The organism is Luteibacter sp. UNC138MFCol5.1 (genome assembly GCF_900110505.1).
Lineage (GTDB): Bacteria > Pseudomonadota > Gammaproteobacteria > Xanthomonadales > Rhodanobacteraceae > Luteibacter.
The window spans coordinates 250,143-263,776 of the sequence record NZ_FODZ01000004.1 but is presented as its reverse complement, the minus strand read 5'-3'; the positions used below and the strand labels follow the sequence as shown (position 1 = coordinate 263,776).

Sequence of the window (13,634 nt, the reverse complement as noted above, 5' to 3'; positions counted from 1 at the left end):
GGGGCAACCGTTTCGGTATGCGAGCTGTCAGAACCGCGCGCGAAGCGTGACGCCGAGCATCCGCGGATCGCTTGGCTGCCCGAGGATGAGTCCGGAATTTCCGGTCTGGACCGTGAGCGCGGTGATGTAGTCGCGGTCGAACAGGTTGCGCGCGAAGACATCGACCTCCCAGTTGTCGTTGAAACGGTAGCCGACGCTTGCGTTGGTGACCGTATAACCCGCGATCTTCGTGTAGACCGAGTGGGTGGTATCGGAGTTGTACCCGCTGCGCGCGCTCACATCGGCGTGGGCGAGGAAGGCCCCGTGGCCAACCGGCAGTTCGTAGTCGAAACCCAGCGAACCCGCCCACCGCGAAAGTCCGGCCAGCGGCAGACCGGTGAGGACGTACGCACCGGGAATCCTCGGGTTGCCGCGGGGATTGGACGTCTTGATGGCCAGGCTGGCTGGCGGATTCAACGGCTGGCAACCGCCGGCGGCATTGGGGTTCTGCCATTCGAGCGGGCACGGGCCAGCAGGGTAATCGGTGTACTTCCCGTTGGCGTAGGCGAACGAAGCACGCAGCGTGAAGCCCCTGAAGAGCAGTGCCGCCAGATCGCCTTCGACACCTTTGACGCGCACCTCGGGGATGTTGGCCGGATAGGTGCGCAGCGCCGCCGTTTCGGTGCTCGACGTGACGTTGGCCTGATAGTCGTCGACCACGGTGCGATACGCGGCGACGTTGAGCGTCGCGCGACCGTCCCACCAGGCCGTCTTGACGCCCGTCTCCCAGGTCTTGTTCGTCTCGTCCTTGATGACGGCGGTCGCGAGCGCCGGGTTGTTCGAGGCGTCCAGCGGGAGGCCGGACATGTTGAGGCCACCGGACTTGTAGCCGTAGGCGTAACTCACGTATCCCAGCACGTCGTCGGTGAACTGGTAGCCGAGGTTGGCGCGTCCCGAGGGATTGCCGCCGCTGTCGGACGCGCGGTAGCTCTGCGGACGGAAAAGCGAAAGCTTCGCGTTGTCCTGCGCGGTGCCCGGGCGGGTCGGCAGACCGCCGGACACCGTCGTCGCGTACCGTCCGTCCTTGTCTTCATAGGTGTAACGCGCACCGAGCGTGGCGACCAGACGGTCGGTGACGTGATAGTTCACTTCGCCGAAAGCCGCGTAGCTCTTCATGCGGAAATGGGAATCGCCGAACTGGCCGTAGCCATCTGCCAGGTTGTCCGGCATGCCCGGAAAGCTCGTGGTACTGACCAGCCAGTAAGTCGCGGCCGGGCCGTAGATGCTGATCGGCTTGCCGTTGATCTCCTGGGTGAAGAAATACAGACCGCCGACGAAATCCACAGGACCGTCGCCGTTCGACGCGACCCGGAATTCCTGACTGTACTGATCCTGGCGCGAGGGGATCCGCTGCACCGTCTGGATCGGAATGCCGGTGTAGTCGCGGTCGTTGGCCACATCCCATTTCCAGTAGCGCCACGCGCTGATCGACGTGAGCGTCACCGGCCCCACGTTCCAGTCGGCGTTGAGCGACACGCCGCCGTCCTGCGTATCGATGTGCAACGGCGCGTCGATATCCGTCAGGCGGTCGTAGACATCGCGGCTCGCCGGCGAGTACGCCGGCAACCCGTGCGCAGGCAGGTTCGCCGCGAGCCCTTCGAACTGGCGGGCCGCGCCACGCAGGCTCTTGCCGACGCGCAGGTAGTTCTGGGTGCAGCAGTCCGAATCGAGGTTCGAGACGTCGCCGATCAGACGGATGTTCACGTCGTCGTCCGGGCGGAAAAGCAGCTGGCCGCGGAGCGCGTAGTTGTTCAGTTCGTTGACGTCCTTGCCGGTCCGGACGTTGTGCAGCACGCCGTCGCGTTCCGTGAACTGCGCGGAGAGGCGCCCCGCCACCGTCTCGCTGAGCGGGCCGGATACGGTTCCCCTGGCCTGCAGGAAACCGTTCTCGCCGATCGAGATCTCGCCATTGCCTTCCGGCTGGAACGTTGGCGCGCGGCTCGTGATGTTGATGGCGCCGGCCGTCGTGTTCTTTCCGAACAGCGTGCCCTGCGGGCCCCTGAGCACCTCGATCCGTTCGATGTCGGTGAAGTCGAACGCCGCGGTCGCGGGCCTGCCGTGGTACACCCCGTCGATGTAGAAACCCACGCCGGGCTCGATGCCATCGTTCGCGGCGCTGACGGACAGCGTGTTCGAGCCGAGTCCGCGGATCGTGTACGCCGTGTTGCGCGGGTTCGCGGAGTTGTAATACAGCGACGGCACGAGCTGACTGAGCTGCTGGGTGTTCACGGTGTACGAGCGGTCGAGCCATTCGCCGTCGACGACCGACACCGCGATCGGCACCTTCTGCAGGTTCTCGTCGCGCTGGCGGGCCGACACGGTCACCTCCCCGAGCGTCGTGGCCGGTGCGTTCTCTCCCGACGGACCCGTCGAAGGCGACGCCTGAGCGGCGACACGGAAGACGGCCATGCACGCCAGCATGGCCACGAACAACGGCGTACGACGCATTCGGATCCCCAGTCTATCGGGCGATGCGCTCGCCCCCGATACGCTATATACCCAACTATATATCGATTCGACTTGCACGTTTCACTCGCGGGACTGACCGGCCAGCGTGCGTCGGGCTACGATGGGCCGTCGGACCCTGCCCAACAGGAGATCGTCATGAAACGTTTGCTGCTATTGACCGCGCTGACGGCCACCACCGCCGTCGCGCACCACGGCTGGAGCGAGTACGACGCCCAGAAGCCGTTGAACCTGACCGGCACGATCGAATCCTCAACCTACGAGCAGCCGCACGGCACGCTTCGCCTCAAGACGGCGGATGCCATGTGGACCGTGGTGCTCGCGCCGCCTTCGCGCATGGAAAGCCGGGGCCTCGCCAAGAGCATGCTCGCGCCCGGCCAGAAGGCCACGGTCTACGGTTACCCTCATCGGACGAAGGCCGACGAGATGCGCGCCGAGCGCGTGACGATCGGCGAGAAGACGACGGAACTTCGCTGATGGTCGACCCGGCGGGCTGGCTGTCGGCCACACCGTTGGCCCGGGCCATGCGTGACAGCCCGTGGCTGTACCCGGCGGTGGAGACAATCCACATCGTCGGCTTCTGCGTCCTCGTCGGCGCGGTCGCGATGTTCGATCTGCGGGTGCTCGGCTGGGGGCGCGCGCTTCCGGTGTCGGCCCTTGGCAGGCACCTGCTGCCGTGGTCGGCGGGGAGCGTCGCGCTGGTACTTCCCGCCGGACTGATGATGTTTTCGACCCAGCCGCAGGCTTTCCTGGGCAATCCACTGTTCCTGCTGAAGCTGACCCTGATCGCGCTCGCCGGCGTGAACGCCCTGGTGTTCCACGTGGGCGTGTACCGAAGCGTCGCCGCATGGGAGACGACGCACCCCGCTCCATCGCTTGCCAGGATGCAGGCGTCGCTGTCGCTCGCGCTTTGGGTCGCCGTCATCGCCTGCGGCCGGATGCTCGCGTATTACTAGAGCGTCAGGCTGGCCCATGGGCAGGCACCTTCGCGTCGGCGAATCTGGGCTACCCTCGGGCGCGAGGCATTCGTAGGGATGCCGATCGGCTGTACCTGGCCATCACGCCACTCAATCAAGGAACGCATCGCCATGCTCAACGCCGTCGCTCCGTCCCGCCACCGTCTCGCGCTCGCCATCGCCATGCTTCCCCTCGGACTGGCCTTCATCGCGGGTGCCGCGCATGCGGCCTCGCCCGGCACGGCGAAGCCGGAGCCGCCGATCTATCAGCTGGTCACGCGATGGGAGGGGAACGGCGCGCCGATGGCGAACGCGACCGTCTGTCTGAAGGCGGACACCCCGGCGACGATTCGCGACGCGGCGAAAACCGGAGGCGATGCGTGGGAATTCGGCTTCCACGTGACGCCCGCCGCCGGCGACCTGCTCCAGGTGGACGTCGCCGCGCGTTTCGGGGATCACCCGGTCGTGCACGAGGTCGTCCGCGGCAAGCCGGGCGAGGCGATGGCCGTCCAGTTTCCGGCCACGCCGGACTCGGCGCCGCGAACGCTGCGGGTGTCAGCGATCAAGGGCTGCCCCGCGGCCGCGAAGGCGGCTGGATGAAGGTGTGACAGGTTTCGCGGCACGCGATGTCCACCCTCTTCCGGGGCATCAGGGTGTCGGCAAGGTGGGGCATCATCGCGGGTCCCCTCCCCAGCCCTACCCCCTATGGCACAGCCTTCCCAGCCCATTCTCATCGCGGGCGGCGGCATCGCCGGCCTGGCGACCTCGCGCGCGCTGAAGCGCCGGGGCATCGCCTCGCGCGTCGTCGAACGCAGTGCGCGCGCCACCGATGGCGGCCTCGCGATCAACCTTCCCGGAAACGCCATCGCCGCGCTCGATCGCCTTGGGCTCGCTGGCGACATCGAACGTCTTGGCCACCCGGTGAGGAAACGCGAATACCGCACGTCCGACGACCGCCTGCTCGCCGCCATCGACGAGGATGCGTTCTGGGGCGAGTCCATGCGGCCGCGCGCGGTTCGCCGCGCCGACCTCATGGCGATGCTCGCCAGCGGCCTCGAACCGTCGGACCTCCACGTGGGCGCGATCGCCGGCGTCCGCCAGGACGCGTCGACGGTGCACGTCGCGCTGGCGGACGGTTCGGAGGTCTCGGCCCCCCTGCTCGTGGGCGCGGACGGCGTGCGCTCCACCGTGCGCCAGGCCGTCACCGGCGCGGCTTCGGCGACCGCCGCGCGACTCGCCTCGGAGAGCTGGCGCTTCATGGCGCCGAACCCCGGCGTCGACGGCTGGACGGTGTGGACCGGAAAGCACGGTCTGATCCTGCTGCTTCCCGTCGACGACCACACCGTTTACGGCTGGGTCTCCCTCGGCACCGCCGGTAACGGCGAACCCCAGCTCGATCGACTCGCCGCGGCGTTCAGCGGCTTCCCGGCGCGCGTGCGGAAGGCTCTCGGATGGGCGCTCGCGAATCCCGAGAACATCTATCACTCACCCATCGAAGAGGTACGTGCGGCTCGCTGGAGCCAGGGGCGCGTGATCCTGATCGGCGATGCCGCCCACGCCACCGCGCCCGTGTGGGCGGAAGGTGCCGCTCTCGGGATGGAGGATGCGCTCGTTCTCGCGGGGATCGTCGCGGAGTGCGACGATCTCGACGCGATCGGACCGCGCTTCGAACAGGCCCGCCAGCCGCGCGTGGCTCATGTGCAGGCCATGACCGACAAGCTGTCGAAGGCCGCCCGCCTTCCCCACGCGCTGCGCACGATCCTGATGCCCTTCATCACGCCCAAGAGCTACCGCGGCACGTACGAACCGTTGAAGACGCTTTAGCCTGCGGTGTGGGAGCGGACCCGGCCGCGACAGCTCTTCGCGATGAGCCGCAGGACCTGTCGCACCGGGGCGAAAAGCCGTCGCGGCCGGGTCCGCTCCAACAGGATCGGTCAGGTTTTCCTGGGCTTCCGTTTCTCGATATACGCGCGGAACGCTTCAATACCAGCATCGCGACGCAGCAGCTTCGAATCCGGGTCGATCGTGTAACCGGCGCCCTCGGGCAACGTGACGTCGCCGCTGCCGTCGTTCATCGGCAGCGTCACCACGCGGTCGCCCACGCGCACATCGACCGGCATCGGGAACGGCCCGTTCCCCGGAACCGACCACGTCAGGTGCAACGTCTGGCCGGTGCGCGCGACCTTCAGCTCGGGCAACGCGGCCTGGCGCAAGTAGACGTCGAAGAACCAGCGCATGTCCCTGCCGCTCGTCCGGTCGACGATGCCGACGAACTCGTCCGTGGTGCCGTAGCGCGGCGAGAAGTTGCCCGGTTCCGGATGCTCCGTTCCGTACACCAGCAGACGCAGCGAGCGGTAGAACGCGTCGTCGCCGATCACGGTACGCAGCGTGTGGAGCATCAGCGCGCCCTTGTCGTAGATGTCCTGCCCTGGGCCGCGCTCGTCGTCGTACACGTCCTCTTCCCGGCGCGGCTGGCCGGAGACGATGGGGTGCTTGTTGGCGACGCGGCTGCGCAACTGCATGAGGCTGGCGAAGTACGCCTGCCGACCGCCGATGGATTCCGCGTACAGCGGCTGCATGTAGGTCGCGAACGCCTCGTGCAACCACATGTCGTCCCAGTTCGCGTTCGTCATCTGGTTGCCGAACCACTCGTGCGCCAGTTCATGCTGGAGCAGGTCGTCGTAGCCGTACGGGTTCTTCGCGTACTGGTTGCCATACGCGTTGATGGTCTGGTGCTCCATGCCTTTGAACGGCGTTTCCGCGACACCCATCTTCTCGCCGGCGAACGGATAAGGTCCGACCGCCCTTTCGAGGAAATCGAGCATCGGCGGGAATTCCGCGAAGAGCGCCCTGGCCTGCGCCTCGTCGTCGACATACCAGTAATGCGTCGGAATCGTGTTGCCGAACCGGCTCGCGTACGAGCCGGAGAGTTCCCGGTAAGGCCCGATGTTCAGCGCGACGCCATAGGTGCTCACGTCGTGGCTCTGCCAGTGGTAAGTGCGCCACCCGTCGACTTCGTCCATGCCCCTCGCCACGCCGTTCCCCACCGCGACGAGCGGTGCCGGCACGGTGATGTGCTCGTCGACCAGCTTCGGACGTCCCATCGGATGGTCGATGCACGGCCAGAAGAGATCGCAGCCTTCGCCCTCGACGGCCGTGGCGACCCACGGCTTGCCGTCGGGCGCCTTCGACCAGACGAAGCCGCCGTCCCACGGCGCACGGACCGCGGTGTGCGGGCTTCCGTGGTAAACGACGCGCACGGTCGTGCGAGCTCCCGCGGCCAATGGCGACGGCAGGTCGATCTGCAGGCGGCCCTCCGGATTGCGGAACGCCCGGCGCGGCAGCGCCTTGCCGTCGACCTCGACGGTATCGATGGGCAGGTTCCGGTCGAGATCCAGCACGACACGTCGCAGCGGCGCCGTGGCGAGGAACGTCAGCCTGGCATCGCCCTCGATCCAGTGACGGACCGGATCGACACGGATGCCCAGGTCGGCGTGCTCGAAGGTCACCGCCAGCTGTTCCGGTGCGCGCGCCGCTCCCGAGTTGCGGGTGTAGTCGGTGAGCGGCGGCGGGGCCGGCGGCTGCGTCGGCGAGCAGGCCACGGTGGTCAGCGCGAGGCTGACACCGAGCATCAGGGTCTTTTGCATGGAACGGCGGCCATCATCGAGGTGGAAGACCGGAACCGTACCCAGCCCGCCGCTTCACGTCATGGGTCGTTTGGGGGGTAGCTTTTTGTCGGCGCGGCGGTACGCGCTTCCGTCATCGCCGCGGCGAACGCGGGCAGGAGCAGGCGATTGGCGAAACCGCTCCCAGGCCGCGATCCGAGACGCGCTTCGCTCCTCGCCCGGGCACCGTCGGAAAGGCACAATGGACGTCGACGAATAGCGTGGTATGGAAAGCAGCATGAATGACGCCTACCCCATCGGGTACGTGATGACCGGGCCGGTGGCCGCGCTGGGCGATGCCGGCGCGGTCAGCGCTATGCACAAGCGTCCCGTGCACGACGTGGTGCGGGTCACCACCACAGGCCTTGCCACCGATGCGCAGGCCGACCTGAAAGTGCACGGCGGACCGGAAAAGGCGATTCACCACTACCCGTTCGATCACTATGCCGCCTGGCGTGCCGAGTTACCGGCAAGGCCGGTGCTCGACGAACCGGGCGCGTTCGGCGAGAACCTGTCGACGCAGGGCTTGGTCGAGACGGGTGTCGCCGTGGGCGACGTCTTCCGTCTCGGCTCCGCCGTGCTGCAGGTGAGCCAGGGACGCCAGCCCTGCTGGAAGCTCAACCTGCGCTTCGACACGCGGGACATGGCGCTGCGGCTCCAGCAGTCGGGGCGCACCGGCTGGTACTACCGGGTGCTGGAGGAAGGCGATGTGTCCCCGGGCGATCGCCTCGAGCGGATCGACCGGGTCACCCCCGCGTGGACCATCGAGCGTATCTGGAGGATCTTCTACATCGACCGCCTCGACTACGACGCGCTGTCCGCGATGGCCGAACTGCCCACGCTGGCCGAAAGCTGGCGGCGCCACGCGCGCCGACGCCTGGAGTCGAAGAGCGTCGAAGACTGGTCGAAGCGGCTCACGGGCAAGGACGCGTCGCAGGCATGACGGATCCGGCGACCACCCTCCTCGCCTCGCTGCGTCTCGCCCGGGAAGCCGTCGAGCAGGCGGCTCGCGATACCGCCGTCGTCGCCGACGAACTGCGCCGCTACCAGAAGTTCGCGAAGCCCGGGCAGCCGTCGGCGCAGATCGTGCGTCTTCGCCAACAGCAAGCCGCGGCGAGGCAGGCATCGGCTCGCGCGAAGCAGGCGTTCATACTCGCCGCCCGGCGCTTCATCGAGGCCAACGATCTCGTCGTTCCGCCGAAGACGACGCTCGACGTGTTCGCCATGTCGTGGCTCGACGCGCATCCGGATGGCACCTGACCGGGCCACCGGACATGAGCGCCTGAGGTAGCTCACGCCTGACCGGCGACCAGCGCGCGGGCTATCATCCGGGATTTGCTGGAGCCGCCCGGATGAACGACATCGCCGCGACACGCCGCGTCCCTGAAACCGCCGAACGCGTCGTGCGCTTCTGGCGCGACGCCGGCTACGACAGCTGGTTCACCAGCGATCCGACATTCGACCGCTCATTCCGCGAGCACTTCATGGGCGCGCACCTGGCGGCCGCACGCCGGGAACTCGACGCGTGGCTCGACACCGCCGACGGCTGCCTCGCGCTGCTGCTGCTTCTCGACCAGTTTCCGCGCAACGCGTTCCGCGGCACCGCGCACATGTACGCGACCGATCCCCTCGCCCGCTTCGTCGCCAGGCACATGCTCGACAAGGGCCTCGACCGCGAACTCGACCACGACATGCGCGCGTTCTGCTACCTGCCGTTCGAGCACTCGGAAGACCTGGCCGACCAGGACACCTCGATGCGATTGTTCGAAGCACTTGGCGGCTCGTACCTGACCTACGCGCGGACGCACCGCGACGTGATCGTCCGCTTCGGCCGCTTTCCGCACCGCAATCGCCAGCTCGGGCGAGCCACGACCCCCGAGGAGCAGACGTTCCTCGACGAAGGCGGTTTCGCGGGATGAGTGGCGGTCGGCCGCCCATCCCGCGCTGATCGCTACTTGCGCACTCCGCGGAAGGAGTCGCGGATTTCCGTCACATAGAACGCCGGCTGCTCCCACGCGGCGAAATGACCGCCTTTCGGCAGGCGGTTGTAGTGGATCAGGTTGGGGAAGGCTTTCCTCGCCCAGCTCTCGGGTGCCGCGTAGATCTCGTCGGGGAACACGCTGACCGCGACCGGGATGGTGATGTGCTTCGGCTCGAAGAAGTTGAGCTTGTTTTCCCAATACAACCGCGCCGACGATACGGCGGTTTCGGTGAGCCAGTAGAGCGTGACGTTGTCGAGGATGTCGTCGCGCGACAGGCCCTCCGTCTGCCCGTCGAACACGCGCACGATCATCTTGTAGCTGCGGATGTCGTGGTCGAGCATCCACGCCGCCAGACCGATCGGCGAATCCTCGAGCGCGTACAACGTCTGCGGCCGGTTCGTCATTTCCTGCGCGTAGCCCAGGCCGTGTTTGTAGAAGTCGTCCAGCTGCGCATAGGCGAGCTGCTCTTCCGGACCGAGCCCCGCGGGCGCGGGCGCCCCCGCGGCGAGCAGCTTGGCGATGTCGTCGGGAATCGTCGCCGACATGTTGCTGTTGATCGCCAGCAGTCCCGGAGGCGCCTGCACCGCCATCTGCTCGGTCACGGCGTCGCCCCAGTCGCCACCGGCCGCGACGAACTTCTTGTAGCCCAGCCGCGTCATCAGCGTGGTCCAGGCCCGGGCGATGTGCTGCGGATCCCAGCCCACCGCTTCGGGCTTGCCGGAGAATCCGTAGCCGGGCAGCGACGGGATGACGACGTCGAACGCATCGGATGCCTTGCCGCCGTGGGCGGTCGGATTGGCCAGCGGCTCGGCGATCTTCATCTGCTCGATGACCGAGCCGGGCCATCCATGCGTGATGATGATCGGCAGCGCGTTCTTGTTCTTCGACTTCAGGTGGATGAAGTGGATGTCGACGCCGTCGATCGTGGTCACGAACTGCGGCAGCGCGTTCAGGCGCGCCTCCACCTTCCGCCAGTCGTAGTCGTGCTGCCAGTAATCGGCGAGCTTCTTCATCGTCGCCAGCTGCACGCCCTGCGTCGCGTCGTCGACCAGTTCCTTCGACGGCCAGCGCGTGGCGGCGATGCGCCGCTTCAGGTCGGCCAGCTGCTCGTCGCTGGCGTGGTATTTGGGGAACGGACGGATCGACGTGTCGCCGGAATTCCCGGCTGGATCCGCCGCCGGGCTACCGGTGGACGTGGCGGCATGCGCCGCGGGCCCAGGGACGAAGGCGACGGCAGCGGCGAGAACCGCCGTGATCCATGGGCGCCGTAACGAGATCGACATCGCAGAAGACATGGCAAAACCCCTCCGTGACCCTGCCACGGTGGCGAGGGTCGCTCGATCACTCGGGAGTCCTGGTTCGAGGTGCCCGCTCTTCCCTGGCCGGGCGGCGCCAACGCGGAGTATCGGAACGGGCGACACGCAGCGTCTTGCAGGAACGCGCGCCTTTCGTCGCGGTGTCGCACCGCGACTGGCCGTCTAATCGGCCAGAACGCTCAGTTCCACCGGAATCATCGATTCACCGACGATGGCCTGGGCGTGTCCATCCTGGACGATGAACTGCATCTGCATGGTGCGTTCCGTGAGCGCGGCAAGCGCCTGCACGGTGGCGGTGTCGATGTCGATCACCGACACGTTCCGCGTCCGCGCCACGGCCGGGCCGAGCTTCTTCCACCAGACCTCGGCGCCGCGGCCGCTGTACGTGTAGACGATCACGCGCCGCGCGCGACCCGCCGCCCGGCGGATGTCCGCCTCGTCGGGCTGGCCAAGTTCGATCCAGAGGTCGACCTCGCCGGTGAGATCCTTCTTCCACAGATCGGGCTCGTCGTCGGCGCTGAGGCCTTTGCCGAACGCCAGCGCATCGTCCGCATTCAGCGCGAACGCGAGCACCCGGGCCATCATCCGCTCGTCGGTCTCGGAAGGATGCCGCGCGATGGTGAGGGCATGGGTCTGGTAGTAATGGCGGTCCATGTCGCTGACCTGCAGTTCGACCTTGAACACCGTGGATTTGAGAGCCATGCGTGGATGATCCGCGTCGGATGCCGGGCGCGAAGCGTACACCACGCGGGGCATGCGCAGCGGATCCGGTCACGCCGTGGCGCCAACTCGTGTAGACTTTCGCCGCTCGACCAGCCAGCCCCTCGCAAGCCACGTCGGCCCTTTCGCGCGCGGACGCCGCGCTCGCCGTCGACTCCCCGGGCTGATTCCATGCATCGCTTCCATCGCCTTCGCCGTCCGTCGTGACGACCATGCACCCATCGCGGATCGCCTCCGCGGCAAACGTCGCATCGCGCACCGTCGTCGCCTCGCTGGGCGGGTACGTCGCCGCCGCGCTCGCCGCCGCCACGATGGCGCGCTGGCTGCCCATGCCGCGTGTCGAGGCGGTCATGACCGGTACGCTCGCCTCGTTCGCCATCTACGCGGGCGTGGCGATCATGGCCTTCGCCGTCTCGACCGCGACGCGGGCATGGCTCTGGCTCGCCGCCCTCTGCGTTCCGCCCGCCGCCGCGTTATACCTGTCGATGCACGGCGGTGCCGTATGAAGGAAAGCCTCCGCCAGTCGATGGCCTGGCTGCACACGTGGGTGGGCCTGCTGTTGGGCTGGCTTCTCTTCGCCGTCTTCGTCACGGGCACCGCGGCGTATTTCCAGGACGAGATCACGCGCTGGATGCAGCCGGAGATCCGGGGCGAACGGCATCCGGTCGCCTCGGCGGAAGGCGCCATGGCCTACCTGCAGGCGCATGCGCAGGGCGCGGAAACGTGGACGATCCAGCTGCCGGGAGATCGCTCCGTCGCCGCGATGGCCTACTGGAAGGAGAAAGGCGAAACCTTCCGTCAGTGGCGCGACCACGCGTTCATGGTCGACGGCCAGGGCCGCAAAATCGATGCGCGCGACACCACGGGAGGGTGGCTGCTGTATCGCCTGCATTTCGACCTGCACTACGTGCCGGTGCTCTGGGGCCGCTGGGCCGTCGGCCTCGCGGCGATGTTCATGCTGGTGGCGATCGTCAGCGGCGTCATCACGCACAAGAAGATCTTCGCCGACTTCTTCACGCTGCGCTTCGGCAAGGGACAGCGCTCGTGGCTCGACGCGCACAACCTCAGCGCGGTGCTCGCGTTGCCGTTCCATTTCATGATCACGTACACGGGGCTCGTGACGCTCATGTCCCAGTACATGCCATGGGGCGTCGCGGCGGCGTACGAGCGACCCGTCGATTACGCCCGCGACCGGTTCGGCGCGGACACGTCACCGACGCGCTCGGGTCGGCCCGCGCCGGTCGCTCCCATCGCCGACATGATCCGCCAAGCCCGCGAGCGCTGGCATGGCGCCGAGCCCGGGTACATCTCGATCGCGCTTCCGGGCGATGCCCACTCGGTCGTGAAGATCACGCGCGATACCGGTGCCGCGATCGGCACGCGTGGCGAGACGCTCTCCTTCGATGGCACGACCGGGAAAATGCACGTGCCGCCTCCGGCCAGGGGCGCCGCCGCGCAGACCGAGAGCGTGATGGTCGGACTGCATGCGGGCCGCTTCGCGCCTGCCGCGCTTCGTTGGCTCTATTTCCTCGCGGGACTGAGCGGTTGCGCGATGGTCGCCACGGGCCTCGTGCTGTGGACTGCGAAGCGCCGCCAGCGCCTGCCCGACCCGTTACGCCCGCACTTCGGGTTCCGCCTCGTCGAGCGCCTGAACATCGCGACGATCTCGGGCCTGCCGTTCGGCATCGCCGTCTACTTCCTCGCCAACCGGCTTCTTCCGTCGGGCATGGTCGCGCGCGCCGCGGCGGAGTGCGATGCCCTATTCCTCGGCTGGGGCGCGCTCCTCCTCTACGTCTTCCTGCGTCCGCCACGGCGCGCATGGGTGGAGTCGCTCGGCCTCGTCGCGGTGGCCTACCTCGCCGTACCCGTCGTCGACGCGGTGACCACCCAACGCGGCCTCGTTCCCAGCCTTCGTGACGGCGACCTCGTGTTCGCGGGATTCGACGCCTGCATGCTCGTCGCGGCGGCGCTGTTCGCTTTCGCGGCGTGGAAGGCGGATCGACGTCCGATCGCCCTTCCGCGCACCTCGCGCACCGCACGGGATGCGACCGCGTGATCGCCGCGTGCGCGCTCGTCGCCATCGCGGGTTTCGCCGCGCTCTGCCTCGGGATGGCGCGGCACCAGCGCGATGTCGTGGGGAAATCGCTATCGCGTCGTTCGACGTGGCTCGCGAAGGCCGCCGGGTGGCTCGCGCTAGCCATCTCCTTCGTCCTCGCGATCATTGGCGAAGGCGCCGCGCTCGGCGCGATCTACTGGGTGGGCATCCTGACCCTCGCGGCGCTCATCGTCGCGCTCTGCACCACCACCCTCTCCCGCCGGCGGTAGTCCACACCGTCACCACACCTGTTGGAGCGGACCCGGCCGCGACAGCCTTTCGCCCCAGTGCCCAGGCTGGCGCGCCAGATTAGGGACCGGCGCGAAAGGCTGTCGCGCCCAGGTGCGCTCCCACGGCGGCATCGCCTGGCCAGCCAGGTGGGAGCGGACCCGGCC

14 protein-coding genes are annotated in these 13,634 nt (G+C 67.8%); 10 read left to right on the top strand and 4 right to left on the bottom strand.

The window, feature by feature from the left end; translation table 11 throughout:
• Window positions 1–27 precede the first annotated feature (27 nt).
• Entirely contained in the window at window positions 28–2,487 is a 2,460-nt protein-coding gene (locus tag BMY69_RS13390; protein ID WP_218143175.1) for a TonB-dependent receptor, read from the bottom strand.
• A gap of 156 nt (window positions 2,488–2,643) precedes the next feature.
• Between BMY69_RS13390 and BMY69_RS13385 the strand changes: the two genes are divergently transcribed.
• From BMY69_RS13385 to BMY69_RS13370, 4 genes are all read left to right on the top strand, one after another.
• Window positions 2,644–2,982: a DUF6152 family protein gene (locus BMY69_RS13385; protein WP_090179039.1), complete on the top strand. Its 339-nt coding sequence runs from the start codon at window positions 2,644–2,646 to the stop codon at window positions 2,980–2,982.
• Entirely contained in the window at window positions 2,982–3,461 is a 480-nt protein-coding gene (locus BMY69_RS13380) for a hypothetical protein (protein WP_090179036.1), read from the top strand. The genes BMY69_RS13385 and BMY69_RS13380 overlap by 1 nt, the downstream gene beginning before the upstream one ends.
• A gap of 132 nt (window positions 3,462–3,593) precedes the next feature.
• Window positions 3,594–4,061 carry a hypothetical protein gene (locus BMY69_RS13375; RefSeq protein WP_090179033.1) on the top strand — a complete coding sequence of 156 codons (468 nt, stop codon included), beginning with the start codon at window positions 3,594–3,596 and terminating at the stop codon, window positions 4,059–4,061.
• Window positions 4,062–4,166: 105 nt separating this feature from the next.
• Complete coding sequence (locus tag BMY69_RS13370) at window positions 4,167–5,285, top strand: FAD-dependent monooxygenase (protein ID WP_090179030.1); 1,119 nt, start codon at window positions 4,167–4,169, stop codon at window positions 5,283–5,285.
• A gap of 110 nt (window positions 5,286–5,395) precedes the next feature.
• Here BMY69_RS13370 and BMY69_RS13365 read toward each other — a convergent pair whose 3' ends face one another.
• On the bottom strand, window positions 5,396–7,108 hold the full coding sequence (locus BMY69_RS13365) for a M1 family metallopeptidase (protein WP_090179028.1): 1,713 nt from the start codon (window positions 7,106–7,108) through the stop codon (window positions 5,396–5,398).
• A 256-nt stretch (window positions 7,109–7,364) separates the two neighbouring features.
• Between BMY69_RS13365 and BMY69_RS13360 the strand changes: the two genes are divergently transcribed.
• The 3 genes from BMY69_RS13360 to BMY69_RS13350 all read left to right on the top strand — a co-directional run bounded on the left by BMY69_RS13360 (window position 7,365) and on the right by BMY69_RS13350 (window position 9,045).
• Window positions 7,365–8,069, top strand: a complete 705-nt coding sequence (locus BMY69_RS13360; RefSeq protein WP_090179433.1) for an MOSC domain-containing protein — start codon at window positions 7,365–7,367, stop codon at window positions 8,067–8,069.
• On the top strand, window positions 8,066–8,386 hold the full coding sequence (locus tag BMY69_RS13355; protein WP_090179026.1) for a hypothetical protein: 321 nt from the start codon (window positions 8,066–8,068) through the stop codon (window positions 8,384–8,386). The genes BMY69_RS13360 and BMY69_RS13355 overlap by 4 nt, the downstream gene beginning before the upstream one ends.
• Window positions 8,387–8,478: 92 nt before the next feature.
• The gene (locus tag BMY69_RS13350) at window positions 8,479–9,045 is read left to right on the top strand and encodes a DUF924 family protein (RefSeq protein ID WP_090179023.1); all 567 of its coding nucleotides are present in this window, start codon (window positions 8,479–8,481) and stop codon (window positions 9,043–9,045) included.
• A 32-nt stretch (window positions 9,046–9,077) separates the two neighbouring features.
• Here BMY69_RS13350 and BMY69_RS13345 read toward each other — a convergent pair whose 3' ends face one another.
• Window positions 9,078–10,403, bottom strand: a complete 1,326-nt coding sequence (locus BMY69_RS13345) for an epoxide hydrolase family protein (RefSeq protein WP_090179018.1) — start codon at window positions 10,401–10,403, stop codon at window positions 9,078–9,080.
• 183 nt (window positions 10,404–10,586) lie between these two features.
• Window positions 10,587–11,126, bottom strand: coding sequence for a YaeQ family protein (locus BMY69_RS13340; protein WP_090055706.1), 540 nt, complete (start codon window positions 11,124–11,126; stop codon window positions 10,587–10,589).
• A gap of 230 nt (window positions 11,127–11,356) precedes the next feature.
• On the opposite strand from BMY69_RS13340, the gene BMY69_RS13335 reads away from it, so the two are divergent.
• The 3 genes from BMY69_RS13335 to BMY69_RS13325 are packed head-to-tail and all read left to right on the top strand — an operon-like array spanning window position 11,357 to window position 13,469.
• Window positions 11,357–11,650 carry a hypothetical protein gene (locus BMY69_RS13335; protein ID WP_090179014.1) on the top strand — a complete coding sequence of 98 codons (294 nt, stop codon included), beginning with the start codon at window positions 11,357–11,359 and terminating at the stop codon, window positions 11,648–11,650.
• Window positions 11,647–13,200, top strand: a complete 1,554-nt coding sequence (locus BMY69_RS13330; RefSeq protein ID WP_090179013.1) for a PepSY-associated TM helix domain-containing protein — start codon at window positions 11,647–11,649, stop codon at window positions 13,198–13,200. Before BMY69_RS13335 ends, BMY69_RS13330 begins: the two co-directional genes overlap by 4 nt.
• Window positions 13,197–13,469 carry a DUF3325 domain-containing protein gene (locus tag BMY69_RS13325; protein ID WP_090179010.1) on the top strand — a complete coding sequence of 91 codons (273 nt, stop codon included), beginning with the start codon at window positions 13,197–13,199 and terminating at the stop codon, window positions 13,467–13,469. Before BMY69_RS13330 ends, BMY69_RS13325 begins: the two co-directional genes overlap by 4 nt.
• The last annotated feature ends 165 nt before the right edge of the window (window positions 13,470–13,634 follow it).

Coding starts and splice junctions, on each gene's coding strand:
- BMY69_RS13385 (WP_090179039.1), top strand. CDS start 2,644: ATGAAACGTTTGCTGCTATTGACCGCGCTGACGGCCACCACCGCCGTC.
- BMY69_RS13375 (WP_090179033.1), top strand. CDS start 3,594: ATGCTCAACGCCGTCGCTCCGTCCCGCCACCGTCTCGCGCTCGCCATC.
- BMY69_RS13335 (WP_090179014.1), top strand. CDS start 11,357: ATGCACCCATCGCGGATCGCCTCCGCGGCAAACGTCGCATCGCGCACC.
- BMY69_RS13345 (WP_090179018.1), bottom strand. CDS start 10,403: ATGTCTTCTGCGATGTCGATCTCGTTACGGCGCCCATGGATCACGGCG.
- BMY69_RS13390 (WP_218143175.1), bottom strand. CDS start 2,487: ATGCGTCGTACGCCGTTGTTCGTGGCCATGCTGGCGTGCATGGCCGTC.
- BMY69_RS13380 (WP_090179036.1), top strand. CDS start 2,982: ATGGTCGACCCGGCGGGCTGGCTGTCGGCCACACCGTTGGCCCGGGCC.
- BMY69_RS13365 (WP_090179028.1), bottom strand. CDS start 7,108: ATGCAAAAGACCCTGATGCTCGGTGTCAGCCTCGCGCTGACCACCGTG.
- BMY69_RS13360 (WP_090179433.1), top strand. CDS start 7,365: ATGAATGACGCCTACCCCATCGGGTACGTGATGACCGGGCCGGTGGCC.
- BMY69_RS13355 (WP_090179026.1), top strand. CDS start 8,066: ATGACGGATCCGGCGACCACCCTCCTCGCCTCGCTGCGTCTCGCCCGG.
- BMY69_RS13370 (WP_090179030.1), top strand. CDS start 4,167: ATGGCACAGCCTTCCCAGCCCATTCTCATCGCGGGCGGCGGCATCGCC.
- BMY69_RS13330 (WP_090179013.1), top strand. CDS start 11,647: ATGAAGGAAAGCCTCCGCCAGTCGATGGCCTGGCTGCACACGTGGGTG.
- BMY69_RS13340 (WP_090055706.1), bottom strand. CDS start 11,126: ATGGCTCTCAAATCCACGGTGTTCAAGGTCGAACTGCAGGTCAGCGAC.
- BMY69_RS13350 (WP_090179023.1), top strand. CDS start 8,479: ATGAACGACATCGCCGCGACACGCCGCGTCCCTGAAACCGCCGAACGC.